General features: G+C 63.0%; 2 protein-coding genes. Both read left to right on the top strand.

The features are described from left to right. The first annotated feature begins 114 nt into the window (after positions 1 to 114). Positions 115 to 11088 carry an amino acid adenylation domain-containing protein gene (locus ACA059_RS08810; protein ID WP_497633447.1) on the top strand — a complete coding sequence of 3658 codons (10974 nt, stop codon included), beginning with the start codon at positions 115 to 117 and terminating at the stop codon, positions 11086 to 11088. After that, positions 11088 to 22850 (top strand): non-ribosomal peptide synthase/polyketide synthase, encoded by an 11763-nt coding sequence (locus tag ACA059_RS08815; RefSeq protein WP_497633448.1) that lies wholly within the window; start codon positions 11088 to 11090, stop codon positions 22848 to 22850. The genes ACA059_RS08810 and ACA059_RS08815 overlap by 1 nt, the downstream gene beginning before the upstream one ends. Positions 22851 to 22869 lie beyond the last annotated feature (19 nt).

Consider the following 22869-nt stretch of genomic DNA (forward strand, 5'->3'; position numbering starts at 1 on the left):
GCCATACCCCTCCTTTCTGATACTTGTTCTCATTCGCTAATTTTTCCGGTCTGCATTCGTTTTATAGGGACGACGTGCCTTTGTGCTTCCCGCCACTGATCCGGATGCTAAGAAATGAATGCTGAAGACTCCTTGAAACTTGCTCGCCGGTTTATCGGGTTGCCCCTGGAAAAGCGCCAGATGTTCCTTGCGGCCTTGCAAAAGGAAGGCATTGATTTCGCCCGGTTTCCGATTCCTGCCGGCGTCGAAGCCGAGGATCGCCAGGCGTTGTCGTACGCCCAGCAGCGCATGTGGTTTCTCTGGCAGCTGGACCCGCAAAGTGGCGCCTACAACCTGCCGGGCGCGGTGCGTCTGACCGGGCAGTTGAACCTGCCCGCGCTGGAGCAAGCGTTTGCCAGCCTCGTTGAACGTCACGAAACCCTGCGCACGGTGTTCCAAAGCCAGGCTGATGACACCTTGCTGCAAGTGCCGGCCAGCGCGCCGTTGGTCATCGATCATGTGGATTTCAGCGCGTTACCGGCTGCGGAGCGCGAACGGGCAGTCGCCCAAGCGGCCGAGCAGCAATCCGTGCTGCCGTTTGATTTGGCAACCGGCCCATTGTTGCGCGTCACCTTGCTCAAACTCGCCGAGCAGGAACACGTCCTGCTGCTGACCCTGCACCACATCGTTTCCGACGGCTGGTCGATGAACGTGCTGATCGACGAATTCATCCGCTGCTACGACGCCTTCGAAGCGGGCGCACAGCCACAACTCGCGCCATTGCCGATCCAGTACAGCGACTATGCGTTGTGGCAACGCCGCTGGCTGGAGGCGGGCGAACAGGCGCGTCAACTCGACTACTGGCAGGCGCAACTGGGCGACGGGCACCCGGTGCTGGAACTGCCCACCGATCATCCGCGCCCGGCCATGCCGAGCTATCGCGGCACCCGTTACGAGTTCGCCGTCGACGGTCAGTTGGCCGAGCAACTGCGGGCCACGGCGCAGAAACACAACATCACCCTGTTCATGCTGCTGCTCGGTGCCTTCAATGCGCTGCTGCACCGTTACACCGGGCAGACCGACATTCGCGTCGGCGTGCCAATCGCCAACCGCAACCGCGCCGAGATCGAAGGCCTGATCGGCTTCTTCGTCAACACCCAGGTGCTGCGCACCCAGCTCGACGGCCAGACCCGCGTCGACGACCTGCTGCGCGCCATCAAGGAAACCGCCCTCGGTGCCCAGGCCCATCAGGACCTACCGTTCGAGCGCCTGGTCGAGGCGCTGAAACTGGAGCGCAGCCTCAGCCACACGCCGCTGTTTCAGGTGATGTACAACCACCAGCCGCAGGTCGCGGACATTTCCACGGTCAGCACCGCGTCCGGTCTGGCGCTGGGCGTGATCGAGTGGGAAGGGCGCACCACCCAGTTCGATCTGACCCTGGATACCTACGAAAAGGGCGGCAAGCTGCACGCCGCGCTGACGTATGCCAACGACCTGTTCGACGCGGCGACCATCGCTCGCATGGCGCAGCACTGGACGCATTTGTTGCAGGGCATGGTCAGTGATTCGCAGCAGCGCATCAGTGATTTGCCGCTGCTTGAGCGCGCGGAATACCAGCGCATCGTGCATGACTGGAATCGCGCTGACGAAAGCTTCCCGCAGAACCTGTGCATTCATGAGCTGATCAGCCAGCAAGTCGCCGCGAACCCGACCGCATTGGCGGTGACCTTTGCCACGAAGCAGCTGACTTACTCCGAGCTCGACAATCAGGCCAATCGCTTGGCCCACAAGCTGATCGAGCTGGGCGTGGGGCCGGAAATCCGGGTCGGTGTGGCGATGCAACGTTCCGACAACCTGTTGGTGGCGCTGCTGGCGGTGCTCAAGGCGGGCGGTGCTTATGTGCCGTTGGACCCGGATTATCCGGCCGAACGCGTTGCCTACATGCTTGAAGACAGCCGCGCTTTGGTGTTGCTGACCGAGCAAGCTGTCGCCGCAACATTGAACGTGCCGGCGGATACGCAAGTGTTGCTGATGGACGATACGGAGTGGGCCGCTTATCCAAGTAGTGCGCCGATGACTCGCGTCACACCAGACAACCTCGCCTACGTGATCTACACCTCCGGCTCCACCGGCAAGCCCAAAGGCGTTGCCATCGCCCATCGCAATGTGCTGGCGCTGATCGACTGGTCGAAATCGGTCTACAGCCGCGAAGACATTCAAGGGGTTTTGGCCTCGACGTCGGTGTGTTTCGATCTGTCGGTGTGGGAACTGTTTGTCACCCTGGCCAATGGCGGCTCGGTGATCATCGCCCGCAATGCCCTGGAATTGCCGAGTCTGCCGGCCCGGGATCAGGTGCGCCTGATCAACACCGTGCCGTCGGCGATCAATGCGTTGCAGCGCGACGGGCAGATCCCGCCGAGCGTGCGCATCATCAACCTCGCCGGCGAACCGTTGAAACAGAGCCTGGTGGACGCGCTGTATCAGCAGTCGACGGTCGAGCATGTCTACGATTTGTACGGTCCGTCGGAAGACACCACCTATTCGACCTGGACCCGTCGCGAGGCCAAGGGCCGCGCGAACATCGGTCGGCCACTCAAGCACACCGCCAGCTATTTGCTCGATGCTGACCTGCAACCGGTCCCGCAAGGCGTGTCCGCCGAGCTGTTCCTGTCAGGCGCCGGCATTACCCGCGGTTACCTGGCGCGACCGGGCATGACCGCCGAAAAGTATGTGCCGAACCCGTTCTCCAGCAACGGCGAGCGCCTGTACCGCACCGGCGACCTGACCCGTTATCAGGCTGACGGCACGTTGCAATACGTCGGTCGCATCGACCATCAGGTCAAGGTCCGTGGTTTCCGCATCGAACTCGGTGAAATCGAAGCGCGGCTGTTGCAGCAGGACGGCGTGCGCGAACTGGCGGTGTTGGCGCAGGACGGCGTCAACGGTCAACAACTGGTCGCGTACATCGTGCCGGCCGATCTGGCGTTGCTGAGCGATGTCGATGCTCAAGCGACCCTGCGTGAAACTCTCAAGGCCGCTCTGCGCCAACATTTGCCGGACTACATGGTCCCGGCGTTTCTGCTGTTCCTCGAACAACTGCCGCTGACCCCCAACGGCAAACTCGACCGCAAGGCCCTGCCGGCGATTGACGGCTCTGCGCAACAACGCGAACACATCGCCCCGCGCACTGCGATGGAAAAATCCCTCGCGGCGATTTGGCAGGACGTGTTGGCCATCGACAACGTTGGTCTGGAAGACAACTTCTTCGAACTGGGCGGCGACTCCATCGTTTCCATGCAAGTGGTCAGCCGTGCGCGTCAGGCCGGCATCGTGTTGAGCCCCAAAGTCCTGTTCCAGCACCAGACCGTCCGCAGCCTGGCCCAGGCCGCCCGCAGCGGCGAACAGCCGCTGATCGATCAAGGTCCAGCGGTTGGCGCGGTGGCGTTGGCGCCGGTGCAACAGTGGTTCTTCGAGCAAGCCATCCCCGAGCGTCAGCACTGGAACCAGTCGCTGCTGCTGGTGCCGCGCGAGGCGTTGAACGTCGAGATGCTGGATCGCGCGTTTGAGCAATTGCTGACCCATCACGACGGTCTGCGCCTGCGTTATGAACAGACCGCCGAAGGTTGGCAGCAAGCCTACGCTGCGCCGACCACTGAGTCGGTGTTGTGGCAGCGTCAGGCCCAATCGGTCGAAGAACTCAACGCCCTGTGCGACGAAGCCCAACGCAGTCTCGATTTGCAAAATGGCCCGCTGATGCGCGCGCTGCTGGTCTCGATGGCCGACGGCACTCAACGTTTGCTGCTGGTCATTCATCACCTGGCGGTGGACGGAGTTTCCTGGCGCGTGCTGCTGGAAGATCTTCAACAGTTTTACAACGGCGGAAACGCGTCGTTGGTGAAAACCAGCACCTATCAACGCTGGGTCGCCCGTCTGCAAGCCCATCTTCCAGCCTTTGAAAACAGCCTCGGTCACTGGCAAACCCAACTGCGCGACGCAGCATCCGATCTGCCATGCGATCGCCCAACCGGCGCGCTGGAAAACCGCTTCGAACACAAACTCGAACTCAAACTCGACGCCGAGCAAACCCGCAAACTGCTGCAACAGGCCCCGGCGGCCTATCGCACCCAGGTTAACGACCTGCTGCTGACCGCCCTGGCGCGGGCGGTTTGCCGCTGGAGCGGGCAGGGCAGCACGCTGATCCAGCTCGAAGGCCATGGCCGTGAAGACCTGTTCGACGACATCGATCTGACCCGCACGGTCGGCTGGTTCACCAGCCTGTTCCCGGTCAATCTGATGCCGTCCAGCGATCTCGGCGCTTCGATCAAAACCATTAAAGAACAACTGCGCGCTGTGCCGGACAAAGGCCTCGGCTACGGCGCGCTGCGCTACCTCGGCACCCCGGCGATTCGCGCCGAACTGGCGGCGTTGCCGCAACCGCGCATCACCTTCAACTATCTGGGGCAGTTCGACCGTCAGTTCGACGACGCGGCGATGTTTGTACCGTCCACAGAAGGCAATGGTGTGGCCCAGAATCCATCGGCCCCATTGGGCAACTGGTTGACTGTCGAAGGCCAGGTCTACGGCGGCAAGTTGTCGCTGAGCTGGGGCTTCAGCCGCGAGATGTTTGACACAGCGACCATCCAGCGTCTGGCGGACGATTACGCGCTGGAACTCAACGCGTTGATCGATCACTGCTGTGCCGTTGAAGCGCCGCAAGCCACACCATCGGACTTCCCGTTGGCGCGCATCAGTCAGGTGCAACTCGATGCACTGCCGGTTGCTGTTTCGACCCTCGAAGACCTTTATCCACTGTCGCCGATGCAGCAGGGCATGCTGTTCCACACCCTGTACGAACCCGAAGTCGGCGCCTACATCAGTCAGTTGCGCCTGGACATTCAAGGCCTCGATCCGCAGCGATTCGCTCAGGCCTGGCAAACCGCGCTGGAGCGTCACGACATCCTGCGCAGCAGCTTCCACTGGCAAGGCCTCGACACCGCGCACCAGGCGATTGTCCGCCACGTCGCGTTGCCGCTTGAAGTGCTTGAAGCGACCGACACCGATGCGCTGGCCGACGCCGAACGCGCCGAAGGTTTTGAACTGGGCAGCGCGCCGCTATTTCGCTTGAAGCTCGTCCGCACGGGTGCCAATGACTGGCACCTGATCTACACCAGCCACCACATTTTGATGGACGGCTGGAGCAACGCACAGTTGCTGGCCGAAGTGATCCAGCACTACGCCGCCGGGCAGTCGCTGCCGGCGCCGACCGGGCAATACCGCGATTATCTGGGCTGGTTGCAGCAGCAATCGGCCGCCGCCGGCGAGCAGTTCTGGAAAGCGGCATTGGCACCGCTCGAAGCGCCGACATTGCTGGCCGAAGCCTTGCGGCCGCCGGTGGGCGCCGAGGGCAGCGAGGAATACCGCGTCGCCCTCGACAGCCGCGCGACCCAGCGTCTGGCCGAGTTCGCCCGTCAGCAGAAGGTCACCCTCAACACCTTGCTGCAAGCGGCCTGGAGCCTGTTGCTGCAACGCTACACCGGTCAGGATTGCGTGGTGTTCGGCGCCACCGTGGCCGGGCGTTCGGCGCCGCTGCCGGGGATCGAAGAGCAACTCGGCTTGTTCATCAACACACTGCCGCTGATCTGCGCGATCAAGCCGGATCAAACCGTCAGCCAATGGCTGGGCGAGTTGCAAGGGCTGAACCTGGCCATGCGCGAGTTCGAGCATGTGCCGCTTTACGACATTCAGGGTTGGGCGGGGCAGCAGGGTTCGGCGCTGTTCGATAGCCTGCTGGTGTTCGAAAACTTCCCGGTGGCCGAGGCGTTGAAACAGGGCGCGCCGGCCGGGTTATCGTTCGGCAACCTGCACAACCACGAACGCACGCACTATCCGCTGACCCTGGGCATCGAATTGGGCGAAGGCTTGAGCCTGGATTTCAGCTATGACGCGGCGCGATTCAGTGCGGCGCAGGTCGCTGAGTTGTCGGCCAATTTGCAGTATCTGCTGACGCAATTGGTTGCGCTGCCGGACGCGGCATTGGGCGCGCTGGAGTTGCTTGATGAGGCCGGAAAAAATGCTGTGCTCGTTGTCAGCCAACCGGCTGTAGTTGAGTTATCCACAACACTTTTGGCGCACGAACAAATCGCCGCCCAGGCTGCCGCTACGCCACAGGCATTGGCGTTGCAGGTCGACGGTCAATCCCTGAACTACGCCCAGTTGAATGCCCAAGCTAACCGACTGGCTCATCGCCTGATCGACAATGGCGCCGGTCCGGGCAAGCGTGTCGGCCTGGCGCTGTATCGCGGCCCGCAACTGATCGTCAGCCTGCTGGCCGTGCTCAAAACCGGTGCGGCCTATGTGCCGCTGGACCCTAAATACCCGGCTGAGCGCCTGGCCTACATGATCGACGACAGCCGTCTCGACGTGCTGCTGTGCGAGTCCGGTCTGCTGGAAGACGTGCCAGGCGTGCGTCGTCTGAGCCTCGAAGACAACGCCGGCTACTCCGACAGCAATCCGCCAAACCACGCGCTCGCCGACGACCTGGCCTACATCATCTACACCTCCGGTTCCACCGGCCAACCCAAAGGCGTCGCCATCGCCCATGCCGCGCTGCGCGAGTTCTGCCAGACCGCCGCCGACTATTCGCTGCTGTCGGCGTCGGACCGCGTGTTGCAGTTCGCGACCTTCAGTTTCGATGGCTTCGTCGAGCAATGCTTCCCGGCGTTGTGCGTCGGCGCGGCGTTGATCATGCGTGGCGATGACTTGTGGGACGCCGGCCGACTGGCCGCCGAAATCGTCCAGCAAGGCGTGACCGTGGCGGATTTGCCGGCCGCTTACTGGTACTTGCTGGCCCGCGAATGCGCGAGCGGTGTGGTACGCAATCTCGGTGAGTTGCGCCAGGTTCATGTCGGCGGCGAAGCGATGTCGGTCGAAGGTTTGCGCTTGTGGCATCAGGCCGGTTTGAGTCATGTGCGTTTGCTCAACACCTACGGCCCGACCGAGGCGACCGTGGTGTCCAGTGTTCATGAGTGCCATCTCGAAGATGCCAGCGACGCGTTTGGCATCCCGATCGGTCGAGCCATCGCGGGTCGGGCGCTGTATGTGCTGGACGCTGCCGGTCAACTGCTGCCAAACGGTGGCGTTGGCGAATTGTGCATCGGTGCCCCAGCAAGCCTGGCGCAAAGCTACTTCGACCGCCCGGCGCTGACCGCTGAACGTTTCCTGCCGGACCCTTTCGCCCGTGAGTCGGGTGCGCGGCTGTACCGCAGCGGCGACCTGGCGCGCTACAACGCTGAAGGGAATCTGGAATACGTCGGTCGCATTGACCATCAAGTGAAGATTCGCGGTTTCCGCATTGAAATGGGCGAGATCGAAGCCTGCCTGCAAGGCCGTGAGGACGTGCGCGAAGCGGCGGTCATCGCTCAGGACGGTACGCAACTGGTGGCGTATGTCGTGGCCAGTGGCGCGGTGGTTTCAGAGACGGAATATCTGGAAGGCCTGAAAGCCGTCTTGCGTCAGTCGCTGCCGGAATACATGGTGCCGAATCACCTGATCCTGCTGGCCAAACTGCCGCTCAACAACAACGGCAAACTCGATCGCAGAGCCTTGCCGCGCGCTGAAGCGGGCGATGCACAACGTGACTTCGTGGCCCCGACCGAAGGGCTTGAAACGCAACTCGCGCTGATCTGGCAGGACGTGTTGCAGGTCGAACGCGTGGGCCGCGACGACAACTTCTTCGAGCTGGGCGGCCACTCGTTGCTGGTGCTTCAGGTGATCTCTCGGGTGCGTCAGCAGTTGCAACTCGAACTGTCTGTAAGCAGCCTGTTCTCCGCGACGAATCTGGCGGAATTTGCCGAGCGTGCCGCACTGGCGAACGCCAGCGGCCAGCCGACCCTGCAACGTGCGCCGGTCGATCAGCCACACATTCTGTCTTACGCCCAACAGCGCCAATGGATTCTCTGGCAGCTGGACCCACAAAGCTTGGCCTACAACATTCCCGCCGCGCTACGCCTCAAGGGATCGCTGAACCGCGAAGCCCTGCGCGAAGCCTTCACTCAACTGCAGGCCCGTCACCAAACCCTGCGCACAACCCTTGAGCAGGACGGCCAGCAGGCGCGTCCGGTGCTGCACGACAATCTGGCGCTGCAACTGGATGAACGCACGCTCGATCAGTCGTCGATCGACAATGCCGTCGCCGAAGAAATCGCCCGGCCGTTCGACCTGCGCAACGGTCCGCTGTGGCGCGTGTTGCTGCTGCAAGCAAACACCGACGAACACGTGCTGGTGCTCACCGTGCACCACATCGCTGCCGATGGCTGGTCGATGCAGGTCATGGTCGATGAGTTCAGTGCGCTGTATCAGGCGGCCGTCGAAGGCAAGGCTGCGAACCTGTCGAGTCTACCGGTGAACTACAGCGACTACGCCCGTTGGCAGCGTGACTGGCTGGAGGCCGGGGAGGGCGCACGCCAACTGACGTGGTGGAGCGAGCAACTGGCTGGCAGCCAGACACCGCTGGAATTGCCGAGTGAACTGACCCGTCCCGCCCGTCGCACCGAGCGTGGCGCCAGTCTAGTGTTGAACGTTGATCGCGAATTGCTCGCCGGTTTGCGTCATCGTGCCCAGGAGCAGCAGGTGACCTTGTTCATGCTGTTGCTGGCGAGTTTCCAGACCTTGCTGCATCGCCAGAGCGGGCAGTCGAGCATCAGCGTCGGCGTGCCGAGCGCGGGGCGTTCGCGCCTCGAAACCGAAGGCCTGATCGGCTTCTTCATCAATACCCAAGTGCTGCGTGCCGAGATCGATGGTCAGCAGTCCTTCAGCACCTTGCTGCAACAAGTCAAACAGGTTGCCTTGGGCGCTCAGGCCAATCAGGACTTGCCATTCGAGCAGTTGGTCGATGCCTTGCAACCTGACCGCAGCCTCAATCACAGCCCATTGTTCCAGGTGCTCTACAACCATCAGCAGCAGTTGGGTGAGAGCGTCGAGCGCACGGTTGCCAACTTGCAGGTCGAGCGCCTGCAATGGCAGCAACACACCACGCAATTCGATCTGGTGCTCGATACTCAGGAGCTGGGCGAAACGCTGGACGCCAGCCTGACCTACGCCACTGATTTGTACGACGAGGCGTCGATGAACCGCCTCGCCGAGCAGTGGCTGAACCTGCTGCGAGCCGTGGTCGAAGACCCGCAGCAACGGGTTTCCGAACTGCCATTGCTCAAAGCAACACAACGCGATGCGTTGATCCAGCACTGGAACCCGACGTTCCAGGCGCAACCACCGTCGCCAGCCTTGCACCACTTGTTCGAAGTTCAAGCCGCACAACGGCCGAACGCAATCGCGCTGGTCTACGAAGGCGAGCACCTGACTTACGCCGCGCTCAACGCTCAGGCCAACCGACTGGCGCGCAAACTGCGTGAGCAGGGCGTCGGCCCAGAGGTGCGCGTCGGCATCGCCACCGAACGGGCGATGCCGCTGGTGGTTGGCTTGCTGGCGATTCTCAAGGCGGGCGGCGCCTACGTGTCGCTCGATCCGCAATACCCGGCCGAGCGCCTGAGCTACATGATCGAAGACAGCGGCATCACGTTGCTGTTGACTCAACAACACCTGATCGACGGCTTGCCGGCCCGCGACGGCGTGCAGGTGCTGAGCCTGGAGTCGTTGCAACTGGAGGCCTTCAGCGCCGACAACCTGCCAGCGCTGGCAACCCCGGACAACCTCGCTTACGTCATCTACACCTCCGGTTCCACTGGCCGGCCTAAAGGCGCATTGCTCAGCCATGGCAACGTCGGGCGTTTGCTGACCGCCACCGCTGCCGAGTTCAACTTCGGCCCGGACGATGTCTGGACGCTGTTCCATTCCTACGCCTTCGATTTCTCGGTGTGGGAGCTGTTTGGCTCGCTGTGCACCGGCGGGCGTCTGGTTATCGTGCCGTATTACATCAGTCGCGAGCCGCAAGAGTTCCATCGCTTGCTCTGTGATGAAGGCGTGACGGTGTTGAACCAGACCCCGACCGCGTTCCGCCAGTTGTTGCCGATTGCCTGCGCCAGCGAGCGAAACCTGGCGCTGCGTCAGGTGATTTTCGGCGGCGAAGCGTTGGAAGTCGCGAGCCTGCGTCCATGGTTCGAGCGCTTCGGCGACCAACAGCCAACCCTGGTCAACATGTACGGCATCACCGAAACCACGGTGCACGTGACCTACCGCGCCATCCGCCTGGCCGACCTCGACGGCAAGGCCCAGAGCCCGATTGGCCTGCCGATCCGCGACCTGCGCTGGTACCTGCTCGACAGCCAGTTGCAACCGGTGCCGGTGGGCGTGGCGGGCGAGTTGTACATCGCCGGCGCCGGCCTGGCGCGGGGTTATCACGGCCGTTTCAGCCTGACTGCCGAGCGCTTCGTGCCGAGCCCGTTCGAGGCCTCGCAGCGCCTCTATCGCAGCGGCGACCTGGCCCGCCAGCGTGCTGACGGCAGCATCGATTACCTCGGCCGGATCGACCAGCAAGTGAAGATCCGTGGCTTCCGCATCGAACTGGGCGAAATCGAAGCCGCGCTGCTGACGCAACCGGGCGTGCGCCAAGCGGTGCTGAGCGTGCATACCGGCGACGGCGGCCCGCAGCTCTGTGCCTACGTCGTGGCCGAGCAAACCCCGCATGACCCAATCGCCTGGCGCGACAACCTGCGCGCTGCACTCAAGGTCGATCTGCCGGATTACATGGTGCCGAGCCACTGGTTGCTGCTGGATGCCTTGCCGCTGACCGGCAACGGCAAGCTCGACCGCAAGGCCTTGCCGGTGCCCGATGCCCAGGAATGGCAGCGACCGTTCGAAGCCCCCGAAGGCGATCTCGAACAGCAACTGGCAGCCATCTGGGCCGACGTGCTGGGCGTGGCGCAAATCGGCCGACGTGACAACTTCTTTGAATTGGGCGGGCACTCGCTGCTCGCCGCCCAGGCCAGTGCCCGCGTGGAACTGGAACTGGGCATCGAGCTGCCGCTGCGCGCGCTGTTCGAATCCACCGACCTTCAGGCTTATGCCGCCATGGCCGGGCAACACGCCCCGGCTGACAACGATGCACGTCTTGATGTGCTTGAGTCGCTTCTCGACGAGATGGAGATCAACTGATGGAACACACCACTGCCCAGCGTATCGCCACCCGCTTCGCCGGCCTGCCTGCGGACAAGCGCCGCGAGTTTCTGCAACGCATGCAAGAGCAGGGCGTGAGTTTTGGCCAACTGCCGATTCCGCCCGCCGCCGAGCCGCAAGCGACGTTTGAACTGTCGTATGCGCAGCAGCGCCAATGGTTCCTCTGGCAGCTTGATCCGCAGAGTTCTGCCTACAACATTCCAGCCGCCCTGCGTTTGCACGGGCCGCTGAATGTCGCGGCGTTGCAGCAGAGTTTCGACGTGCTGCTGGAGCGGCATCAGAGTTTGCGCAGCCGTTTCGTCGAGGATGACGGTCAGGTGGTGCAGACACTGGCCGAGTTCACGTCGCTGCCGATCGAGCAGATCGACCTGCGCGCACAACCTCAGGAGCAGCGCCTCGATCTGGCGATGAAAAGCGTCGAGCAGGAAATCGCCCGACCATTCGATCTGCAGCACGGTCCGCTGTTGCGGGTCAGCCTGTTGCAGCTCGATGCCGAAGACCACGTTCTGTTGCTGACCCTGCACCACATCGTCACCGATGGCTGGTCGATGGGCGTGTTGGTGGAGGAGTTTTCCCGGCTCTACGCCGCGCATTGCCAAGGGCAGAATGCGGCGTTGGAAGCGTTGCCGATTCAGTATTCCGATTACGCCCTGTGGCAGCGCCGCTGGATGGAGGCGGGGGAGCTGGAGCGTCAACTCAACTGGTGGCGCGAGACCCTCGGCAGCGAACAACCGCTGCTCGAATTGCCCACCGACCGTCCACGTCCGGCGCAGCCGAGTCAGCGCGGTGCGCGTCTGGATTTCGCCCTTGATGCGACCTTGGCCAGCGGTCTGATGAGCCTGGCCAAACAGCGCGGCGTCACGCCGTTCATGCTGTTGCTGGCGAGCTTCCAGGCCTTGCTCTATCGCTACAGCGGTCAGTCCGACCTGCGCGTTGGCGTGCCGATTGCCAACCGTAATCGCGCGGAAACCCGTGGCCTGATCGGCTTCTTCGTCAACACCCAAGTAATGCGTGCTGAACTGGATGGACGTCTGCCATTCAGCCAATTGCTCGACCAGACCCGCGCCGCTTCGCTGGATGCCCAGGATTATCAGGACTTGCCGTTCGAGCGTCTGGTGCAGGCGCTGCAAGGTGAACGCAGCCTCAGCCACAGCCCATTGTTCCAGGTGATGTTCAACCACCAGCAAGCCAAACCGGCGGCGGTCAGCGGTTTGCTCGCCGGTCTGCGCGTCGAAGCGCTGAACGCCACGGCGCACACCACGCAATTCGATCTGCAACTGGACACGCAGGAAGAGGGCGACAAGCTGTTCGCCAGCCTGACGTACGCCACCGATTTGTTCGATGCTGAGCGCATCGAGCACCTGGCTCGTCACTGGCGCAATCTGTTGGCCGGAGTACTGGCGAACCCGCAATGCCCGCTCGCCGAATTGCCGCTGCTGGACGCCGACGAGCGCCTGCGCATTCTGGATGACCTCAACGACACCGCTCAGGACTATCCCGGCGAAGTCTGCGTGCAGCGGCATTTCGAAGCGCGTGCCGCTGAAAACGGCGAGGCTACGGCGCTGGTGTTCCAGGGTCAGAGCCTGAGTTATGCCGAGCTGAACCTACGCGCCAACCGCTTGGCCCATCACTTGCGCGCCCAGGGTGTCGGCCCGGAAGTGTTGGTGGGGATTGCCTGCGACCGCTCCTTCGAAATGGTCGTCGGCCTGCTGGCGATTCTCAAGGCTGGCGGTGCGTATGTGCCGTTGGACCCGGAATATCCGCTCGATCGCCTGAGCTACATGATCGAAGACAGCGGCATTTCGCTGTTGCTGACCCAGGCACATCTGCTGGCGAAACTGCCGACGCCGGATAACGTGCGCACCTTGTGCGTGCACGCCGAGGCCGATTGGTTGAGCGATCTGCCAGGCACTGATTTACCGAACCTCGCCATCGCAGAAAACCTCGCTTATGTGATTTACACCTCCGGTTCCACCGGCAAACCCAAGGGCGCGGGCAACCGCCATGTGGCGTTGCATAACCGTCTGGAGTGGATGCAGGAAGCCTACAACCTGCTGCCGAGCGACCGCGTGCTGCAAAAAACGCCGTTCAGTTTCGACGTGTCGGTGTGGGAGTTTTTCTGGCCGCTGATGAAGGGCGCAACGCTGGTGATTGCCGCACCGGGCGAACATCGCGATCCGCAACGCCTTGCTGCGTTGATCGTCGAGCAGGCGATCACCACGCTGCACTTCGTGCCGTCGATGCTCTCGGCGTTTATCGGTGCCGACGAAGCGCTGGCCTGCACGTCGTTGCAACGGATCATTTGCAGCGGTGAAGCGCTGCCGATGGAGCTGCAACGCCAGACCCTGCGCAGTCTGCCGCAAGCGAATTTGTACAACCTGTATGGCCCGACCGAAGCGGCCATCGACGTGACCCACTGGACCTGCGTCGAAGAAGGGCGCGACAGCGTGCCGATCGGCCGCCCCATCGCCAACCTGCGCACCTGCATCCTCGACAGCGAACTGCAACCGTTGCCGCTGGGCGCGGTGGGCGAGTTGTACCTGGGCGGTGTCGGCCTGGCTCGCGGTTATCACCGCCGTGGCGCGCTGACTGCGGAGCGTTTCGTGGTCGACCCGTTTGGCAGCGGCGAGCGTCTGTATCGCACCGGTGACCTGGCGCGCTATCGCGCTGATGGCGCCATCGACTACTGCGGGCGTATCGACCACCAAGTGAAGATTCGCGGTTTGCGCATCGAACTGGGCGAAATCGAAGCGCGCCTGCAAGAACATGCCGACGTGCAGGAAGCCGTGGTGCTGGCCCTCGACGGCCCGAGCGGCAAGCAATTGGTCGCGTACCTGGTGCCGCAAGATCGAGCCTTGGTCAGCGCCGATGCCGAGCAGCAAGGCGCATGGCGCGAAACCCTGAAAAGCCATTTGCTGGCGAGCCTGCCGGACTACATGGTGCCGGCGCAGACCGTGCTGATCGAACAAATGCCGCTGAGTCCGAACGGCAAACTCGACCGCAAACGCCTGCCTGCGCCGACCGCACAGGTCAGCCAACGCGCCTTCGAAGCGCCACGCAGCGAACATGAACAGGTGCTGGCGCAGATCTGGCAGGACGTGTTGGGCGTGGAGCAGGTCGGGCGTCAGGACAATTTCTTTGAACTGGGTGGCGACTCGATCATTTCGATCCAGGTGGTCAGCCGTGCCCGTCGTGCCGGCCTGAGCCTGCAACCGCGCGACCTGTTCCAGCAGCAGACTCTGCAAGCGCTGGCCGCTGTGGTCAAAGAACAGGCGGCACCGCTGGCGCAACAAGGGCCGGTGGACGGTGTGCAAAAACTCACGCCGATTCAGCGCTGGTTCTTCGACGAACCGATCCCGCAACGCGCGCACTGGAACCAGGCCGTGCTGCTGACTCCACGCGAATCCCTCGAATTGCCGCGCCTGCAAGCCGCGCTGCAACGTCTGCTTAAGCAGCACGACGCGCTGCGTTTGCGCTTCAGTCAGGTCGATGGTCAATGGTCGGCGCGCTATGTCGGGGCCGACAGCGCCGACGTGATCGACATGCTCTGGACCGCCCGCGTGGCCAGCGACGCGTCGCTGGAATCGGTGTGCGACGAAGCCCAGCGCAGCCTCAGCCTGCAAGACGGCCCGCTGCTGCGTGTGGCTTTGATTGCTCAGGCCGATGGTTCGCAGCGTTTGCTGTTGGTCATCCACCATTTGGCGGTGGACGGTGTGTCCTGGCGGGTGTTGCTGGAAGATTTGCAGGCCGCTTACCAAGGGCAAGAGCTGCCGCCGAAGACCAGCGCCTTCCAGGCCTGGGCCTACAAACTCGATGCTTATGCGCGCTCCGAAACCGCTGCCGGCGAATTGGACTGGTGGCAGGCGCAACTGAGCGTCGCCAATGATTCGCTGCCAGCCGCCAACGCTCAAGCCAGTCAGGCCGGGCATCTGCGCCAAGGCGTCAGCATCGGCCTGGACCGCGAGCAGACCCGCCAGTTGCTGCAACAGGCGCCAGCGATCTACCGCACGCAAGTCAACGACCTGCTGCTGACCGCATTGGCCCGCACCCTCAGCCGCTGGACCGGCCACGCGTCGGCGCTGATTCAACTCGAAGGCCATGGCCGCGAAGAGCTGTTCGACGACATCGACCTGACCCGCACCGTCGGCTGGTTCTCCAGCCTGTTCCCGGTGCGCCTGACGCCGGCCGCCGACCTCTCGGGGTCGATCAAGGCGATCAAGCAGCAACTGCGCGAGATCCCCGGCAGAGGCATGGGCTACGGCCTGTTGCGCTACATGGGCGATGCCGCGACCCAAGCGGCGTTGGCCGCGTTGCCGCAAGCGCGTGTGACGTTCAACTACCTCGGCCAGTTCGACCAGAGCTTCGCCGAGGACGCACTGTTCACCCCGGCTCGCGAATCCAGCAGTGCCGCGCAATCGGCGGACGCACCGTTGCCGAACTGGCTGTCGGTGGACGGCCAGGTGTATGGCGGAGAACTGAAACTCGATTGGACTTTCAGCCGCGAATGCTTCGATCAGCGTGAGATCGAAACGCTGGCCGCGGACTTCCGCAGCGAGTTGCTGGCGCTGATCGCCCATTGCCTGAGTGAGGGCGCGGGCGGCGTGACCCCGGCGGACTTCCCGCTGGCGCGCCTGACCCAGGCGCAACTCGATGGCCTGCCGGTGCCGCCGGCGCAGATCGAGGACCTGTACCCGCTGTCGCCGATGCAGGCCGGTTTGCTGTTCCATAGCCTGTACGAATCCGACTCCGGTACGTACGTGAACCAGCTCAGTGTCGAAGCCCGTGGGCTCGATGCCGAACGGCTGGGTCGCGCCTGGCAAGCGGTGCTCGACACCCATCCGATCCTGCGCAGCAGCTTCCACTTCCCCGACGGCTTCGAAGCACCGGTGCAATTGGTCCATCGTCATCTGCAATTGCCGATGACTTGCCTCGATTGGCGCACCCGCACCGATCAGGCCGAAGCGCTGGTTCAACTGATCGACAGCGAACGCTTGCAGCTCGATTCGACTCGCGCGCCGTTGATGCGTTTGACCCTGGTGCGACTCGACGATGAGCGTCAGCAACTGATCTACACCCACCATCACTTGTTGCTCGATGGCTGGAGTAACTCGCTGCTGTTGAGCGAAGTCCTGCAGCGTTACGCCGGGCAAGAAGTGCAGGCGCCGATTGGGCGTTTTGCCGATTACATTGGCTGGCTACAACGTCAGGATGCGCAGGCTGACGAACTGTTCTGGCACGAGCAACTGGCGACCTTGGACAACCCCACCTTGCTGGCGCAGAGCCTGGCCCATGGCGACAGTAAAAACCTGTCGACGGCAGAGTTCGCCGACCATCGCCAGACCTTCGATGTCGCCACCAGCAAACGCTTCAGCGAGTTTGCCCGTCAGCAAAAGGTCACCCTCAACACCTTGGTCCAAGGTGCCTGGGCACTCTTGCTGCAACGCTACAGCGGTCAACGCAGCGTCGCGTTCGGCGCGACCGTGGCGGGGCGTCCGGTGGACTTGCCGGGGGCTGAAAGCCAACTCGGCCTGTTCATCAACACCTTGCCGGTGATCAGCAGCCCGGACGCCGTTGAAAGCGTCGGCCAGTGGCTGACCCGCTTGCAGGCGCAGAACCTGGAATTGCGTGAGCATGAATTCACCGCATTGGGCGACATTCAGCGTTGGGCCGGGCGTGCCGGCGAACCGCTGTTCGACAGCCTGCTGGTGTTCGAAAACTTCCCGGTGGCCGAAGCCTTGCAACAGGGTGCGCCCGCCGGTTTGAGCTTCTCGATCCCGCAGAACCATGAACGCACCAACTTCCCGCTGACGCTGGCGGCCACTGCCGAAAGCCAGCTCAGCCTGAACTGGAGCTACCAGTGCGCCCACTTCAGCAGCGAAGCCATTACCCGTATGAGTGAGCATTTGGCCGCGCTGCTGGCGGCGATGGTCGCCGCGCCACAGGCTGCATTGAGTGAACTGGATCTGCTGACCGCGCCAGAGCGCGCACAGCAGTTGGTCGAGTGGAACCCAGCGTTTACCGCGGCGGAAAACCCGCTCTGCGTGCATCAGTTGATCGAGGCCCAGGCCGTTGTCCGTCCGGACGCCACGGCACTGATCTTCAACGACCTGGAATTGAGCTTCGACCAACTTAACCGCCGCGCCAACCAATTGGCCCATCGCCTGCGTGAATTGGGGATCGGCCCGGAAGTGCGGGTGGGCCTGGCGATGCAGCGCTCGCCGGAGATGATCATTGGCCTGCTGGCGATCCTCAAGGCCGGCGGCGCTTACGTGCCGCTGGACCCGGCGTACCCGGCCGAGCGCCTGCGTTATCTGATGGAAGACAGCGGCATTTCGCTGCTGATCAGCCAATCGTGGCTGCGAGAAAAACTGCCCTTGCCGCAAGGCTTGTCGGTGCTGGAAATCGACCGCGAACCGCTGGCGTCCATGGCGGACACCAACCCGGTCAACCTGACCTGCGGCGAAAACCTCGCATACCTGATTTACACCTCGGGCTCCACCGGACGGCCAAAAGGCGTCAGCGTGGCCCATGGTCCGTTGGCCATGCATTGCCTGTCGATCGGCGAGCTGTACGGCATGACGCCGGATGATCGCGAACTGCAATTCGCCTCGATCAGCTTCGACGGTGCTCATGAACGCTGGCTGACACCGTTAGTGTTCGGTTCTGCGGTGATGCCGCGTGACGACGAGTTGTGGAGCGTGGAGCGCACCTGCGCCGAGATCGAAAAGCACGGCATCACCATCGCCTGCTTCACCCCGACCTATTTGGCGCAGATCGCCGATTTCATGGGCGAAGCGGGGCGTGATCTGCCGATCCGTTCCTACACCCCGTGCGGGGAAGGGATGGCCAAGCATGCGTTCGACGAGGTGCAGCAAGTGCTGCAACCGAAGCGCCTGATCAACGGCTATGGCCCGACCGAAACGGTGATCACGCCGCTGATCTGGCTGGCGTATCCGGATACCGAATTCGACTCGGCGTTCATGCCGATTGGCCGACCGGTCGGCAACCGGAGCGCCTACATTCTGGATGGCGGTTTGCAGCCGTTGCCGGTCGGTGTCGCGGGCGAGTTGTACCTGGGCGGCGAGGGCGTTGCCCGTGGTTACCATCAACGTCCGGACCTGACCGCTGAACGCTTCGTGCCGGATCCATTTGTGCCGGGCGCGCGCTTGTATCGCAGTGGCGACCTCGCGCGGTTCCGTGCCGACGGCGTTGTTGAATACCTCGGCCGCATCGACCAGCAAGTGAAGATTCGCGGGTTCCGTATCGAACTCGGCGAAATCGAAGCCTGCCTGCTTGAGCACGAAGGTGTGCGTGAAGCGTTCGTGATCGATCGCGAAGGCCCGGTGAGCCGGCAGTTGGTCGGTTATGTGGTGCCGCGCGATCCGCTCGCCGACGAACACGATTTGCGTGAAGCGCTGACGGTGCACCTGCGCAGTCGTCTGCCGGCGCACATGCTCCCGGCGCACTTGATGTGCCTGGCCGCGTTGCCGCTGACGCCGAACGGCAAGCTCGACCGTCAGGGCTTGCCGGCGCCTGAAGCGTCGCGTCAGCACCACGATCAAGTAGCCGCCGCGTCGCCGGCCGAAGCATTGCTGGTAGAAATCTGGCAGGAACTGTTGGGGCTGGATTCGGTGGGCGTCACCGAGAACTTCTTCGAACTGGGCGGTGACTCGATCATTTCCCTGCAAGCGGTGAGTCGTGCCGGGCAGCGCGGGCTGGTGTTCAGTCCGAAGCAACTGTTCGAGCAACAGACGATTCGGGCTCTGGCCGCCGTCGCCAGCAGCCGTGAAGCGGCGTTGATCGAAGCGCCGAAAGTCCCGGCCTTTGCGCTGGTGCCGCACATCGACATCGCCGCCCGTGAAGGGCTGCAAGACTTGTATCCGCTGTCGCCGATGCAGCAAGGCATGCTCTTCCATTGCCTCGATTCACCGGAGCTGAACCCGTACGTCAACCAGTTGAGCGTGGCGGTGGACGGCTTGCAGGTGCCGCGATTCCGCGCCGCTTGGCAAACCCTGGTCGAGCGTCATGAAGTGCTGCGTGCGGCGTTCCGCTGGCGCGATGGCTTGGCGGATCCGCTGCAAGCGGTGTTCGCCGATGTCGAGCTGCCGATCGAAGAACTCGATTGGCGTGACCGCACCGACACCGAGCAGGCGCTGAGCGAACTGGCGGCTGCGGAACAGGCCAAGGGCTTCGACCTGAGCTGCCCGCCGTTGATGCGTTTCATCCTGGTTCGCCTGGGTGATGACCGTTACCAGATGATCTGGATCTACCATCACCTGCTGCTCGACGGCTGGAGCGCCTCGCGTCTGCTGGGCGACATGTTGCGCCTGTACCACAACGACACTCTGCCGACCCTGACTGGCCGTTACGCCGACTACATTGCCTGGTTGCAACGTCAGGACGGTGCACAGGCGGAAGGGTTCTGGCGCGAGCGCCTGGCGTTGCTCGAGGAACCGACCATTCTGGCCAAGGCCTCGGGGGCTGCGGGTTCCGGCCACGGCGTGATGTACAGCAACCTCGACGCTGAGGCGACGCGCAAACTGCACAGCTTCGCCAAGCGTCAGCGCGTGACCCTCAACACACTGGTGCAAGGCGCGTGGTTGTTGCTGTTGCAACGCCACAGCGGCCAACGCAGTGTCGCGTTCGGCGCCACGGTGGCGGGGCGACCGACCGGGTTGGCCGGTGCGCAGGACATGCTCGGCCTGTTCATCAATACCTTACCGGTGATCCAGACCCTCGATCCGCAGCAACCGCTAGGCGAGTGGCTGCGCGACTTGCAGGATTACAACCTGATGGTGCGCGACTACGAGCACACGCCGTTGTCGGACATTCAACGCTGGGCCGGGCAGGGTGGCCAGGGCCTGTTCGACAGCATCATCGTGTTCGAAAACCATCCGGTGGACCGTGCCTTGAAAGGGGGCGAGGAAGGTGAACTGCGCTTTGCCGAAGTCGGCAGTGGCGGGGTGACCAACTTCCCGATGGACTTGATGGTCAGCGCCAACGAAGAAGGCCTGGAGGTCGAATACCTGTTCCTGCGGGATCGCTTCAGTGAACTGGAAGTGCAGCGGATTCGTGCGCAGCTGGAAGGCTTGCTACGTGCGTTGCCTGAGGATGCTGCTTGTCTGCTCGGCAACATTGGCTTGCCTGAAGCGCGTTTGAGTTTGCCGCAGGTATCAGACGACAACGTCGATTTGCTGCACGCCTTTAATCAGCATGTGCGCACGCAGCCGCAGAAAATCGCCCTGATCTGCGAGGATCGGGAAGTCTGTTATGCGGAGCTTGAGGCGCAGGCCAATGGATTGGCGCAGCAATTGATCGGTCGCGGTATTGGCCCAGAAAGTCTGGTGGCCGTGGCGTTGCCGCGTTCCGAGCGCACCATCGTTGCGTTCCTCGCGGTGCTCAAGGCCGGGGCGGCTTATCTGCCGCTGGACCTCGCGTACCCGGTTGAGCGACTGGCCTACATGTTGAGCGATTCGGCTGCCAGCCTGTTGCTTTGCGACAGTGATCTGGGTGATCGACTGACCCTGGCCGACAGCCCGCCACGGCTGTTGCTTGATCAATTGAGTGTTGCCGACAACGTTGCGTGCCCGGTTTCCCATCCGTTGCCGGGGCACTTGGCGTATCTGATTTACACCTCCGGTTCCACCGGTCAGCCGAAGGGCGTGGCGGTGGCGCGTGGACCGATTGCCCGGCATTGCCGCGGCATCATCGAGCTCTACGAATTGGCACCACGCAGCCGCGAGCTGCACTTCATGTCGTTCGCTTTCGACGGCGCTCAGGAGCGTTGGCTGAGTGTGTTGCTGGCCGGCGGCAGTCTGGTGATCCGCGATGACAGTGTGTGGACGCCAGAGCAAACCCTGGACGTGCTGCAGCGTCACGGCGTCACCGTGGCCTGTTTCCCGCCAGCGTACCTGCAACAGATGGCCGAAGTGGCTGAACGTCTCGGCAATCCACCGGCGGTCGAGGTGTATTGCTTTGGCGGTGATGCGGTGCCGGAGGCCAGTTTCGAGCAGGTTAAACGGGCTCTGCGTCCGCAGCGTCTGGTCAATGGTTACGGCCCGACCGAAACCGTGGTCACGCCGCTGCTGTGGCGCGCCGAGGTCAGCGAAACCTGCGACGCGGCGTATGCGCCGATTGGTCGTGGTGTGGCCGGGCGTGGTTTGTACGTGCTCGACGCCGACCTCAATCCGTTGCCGGTCGGTGTCAGTGGTGAGTTGTACCTGGGCGGCGAATGCCTGGCCCGCGGCTATCACCAGCGTCCGGGCATGAGTGCCGAGCGCTTCATCCCCGATCCGTTCGAGGCCGGTGGCCGCATGTATCGCACCGGCGATTTGGTGCGCCAGCGCGAGTGCGGGTTGATCGACTATCTGGGGCGACTCGACCAGCAAGTGAAGATCCGTGGTTTCCGCATCGAACTGGGCGAAATCGAAGCCCGTCTGCGCGATTGCGCCGGGGTGCAGGATGCCGCCGTGGTGGTGCACGACACGCCGACCGGCAAGCAATTGGTCGGTTATGTGGTGGCTGGCGGTGCTGTCGGTCTTGATCGCCGTTTGAAGGCTGAGCTGCAAGCGCAACTGCCGGATTACATGGTGCCGGCGCGAATCATGGTGCTGGAGCGCTTCCCGCTGTCGGCCAACGGCAAGCTCGACCGTCGCGCATTGCCTATGCCTGAATGGGTGCTCGGCGGTTATCGCGCGCCGCGCAACGCGCTGGAAACGGCATTGACGGCGATCTGGCAAGAGGTGCTCGGCGTGCCGCAAGTGGGCATCGACGACAACTTCTTCGAACTGGGCGGCGACTCGTTGCAGGTGCTCAAAGTCATCTCGCGGGTGCGTAGCCAGCCGCAACTGGGCTTTGAGTTGAAGCTGAGGGATTTGATGCAGAAACCCTGCATCGCCGAACTCAGTGGCTATCAGGCTGCGGAGCCGGCGTCTGCGCCGGACCCATTGCTGGCGCTCAATGCGCGAATCCCCAACGTGCCGGCGCTGTTCTGCCTGCACGCCGGTTTCGGCACGGTGTTCGACTACGAACCGTTGGCTCGCCGACTGGAAGGGCGGCGCACGGTGTACGGCCTGCAATGCCGCATGCTGCTTGACCCGCACTGGCAGGACGAGTCGCTGCTGGCGATGGCGCAGGCCTACGCGCAACGGATTCGCAGTCAGCAGGCCAAGGGGCCGTATTACTTGCTGGGTTGGTCCTTGGGCGGCGCGTTGACGCAACTGGTCGCTCGTGAACTGGAAAACCAGGGTGAGACGGTGGCGTTTGCCGGGCTGGTCGACAGTTACGTGGCCGGTACCGCAGAAGCGGGGGACTGGCGCGAGGACTTGGCAGACTTCCTGACGTTTGTGCTGGGGCTGCCGGTTGAAGAGGCTCAGGCACTGATTGCACTGAAAGCCGCTGGCTTGAATGAGCGCGAGGGTGCAGTCGCGGTGATTGAGGCGGCCATGCACGGCTCCAATGAGCAAGCCGCGTTGGGTGCCGGGGAGCTCACACAGATCTTCGCCACCGGTTCACGGCTCAAGCAACTGGCGCTGGCGCATCGGCAACTGCCGACGATTCAGGTGACCGCACATCGCTGGTGGGTGGCTGAGCGCGACGACGAACGTCGGGTGTTCGAGGCCCAGGTCGGCAGCCACGGCGTTGATCGCTTGTTGGCGGGTGGGCATTACGAGCTGCTGCGCGGTGATGAACTGCTCGATGAGCTTGAAGACCTGTTGGAGCGCCGCTTGGCAATCGCATAAACGGGAGCACCACAGGGTT

This window comes from Pseudomonas sp. LBUM1647 (assembly GCF_059716175.1).

Bases quoted from the DNA above. Each gene is read 5' to 3' on its own strand.
- ACA059_RS08810 (WP_497633447.1), top strand. From the start codon at position 115: ATGAATGCTGAAGACTCCTTGAAACTTGCTCGCCGGTTTATCGGGTTG.
- ACA059_RS08815 (WP_497633448.1), top strand. From the start codon at position 11,088: ATGGAACACACCACTGCCCAGCGTATCGCCACCCGCTTCGCCGGCCTG.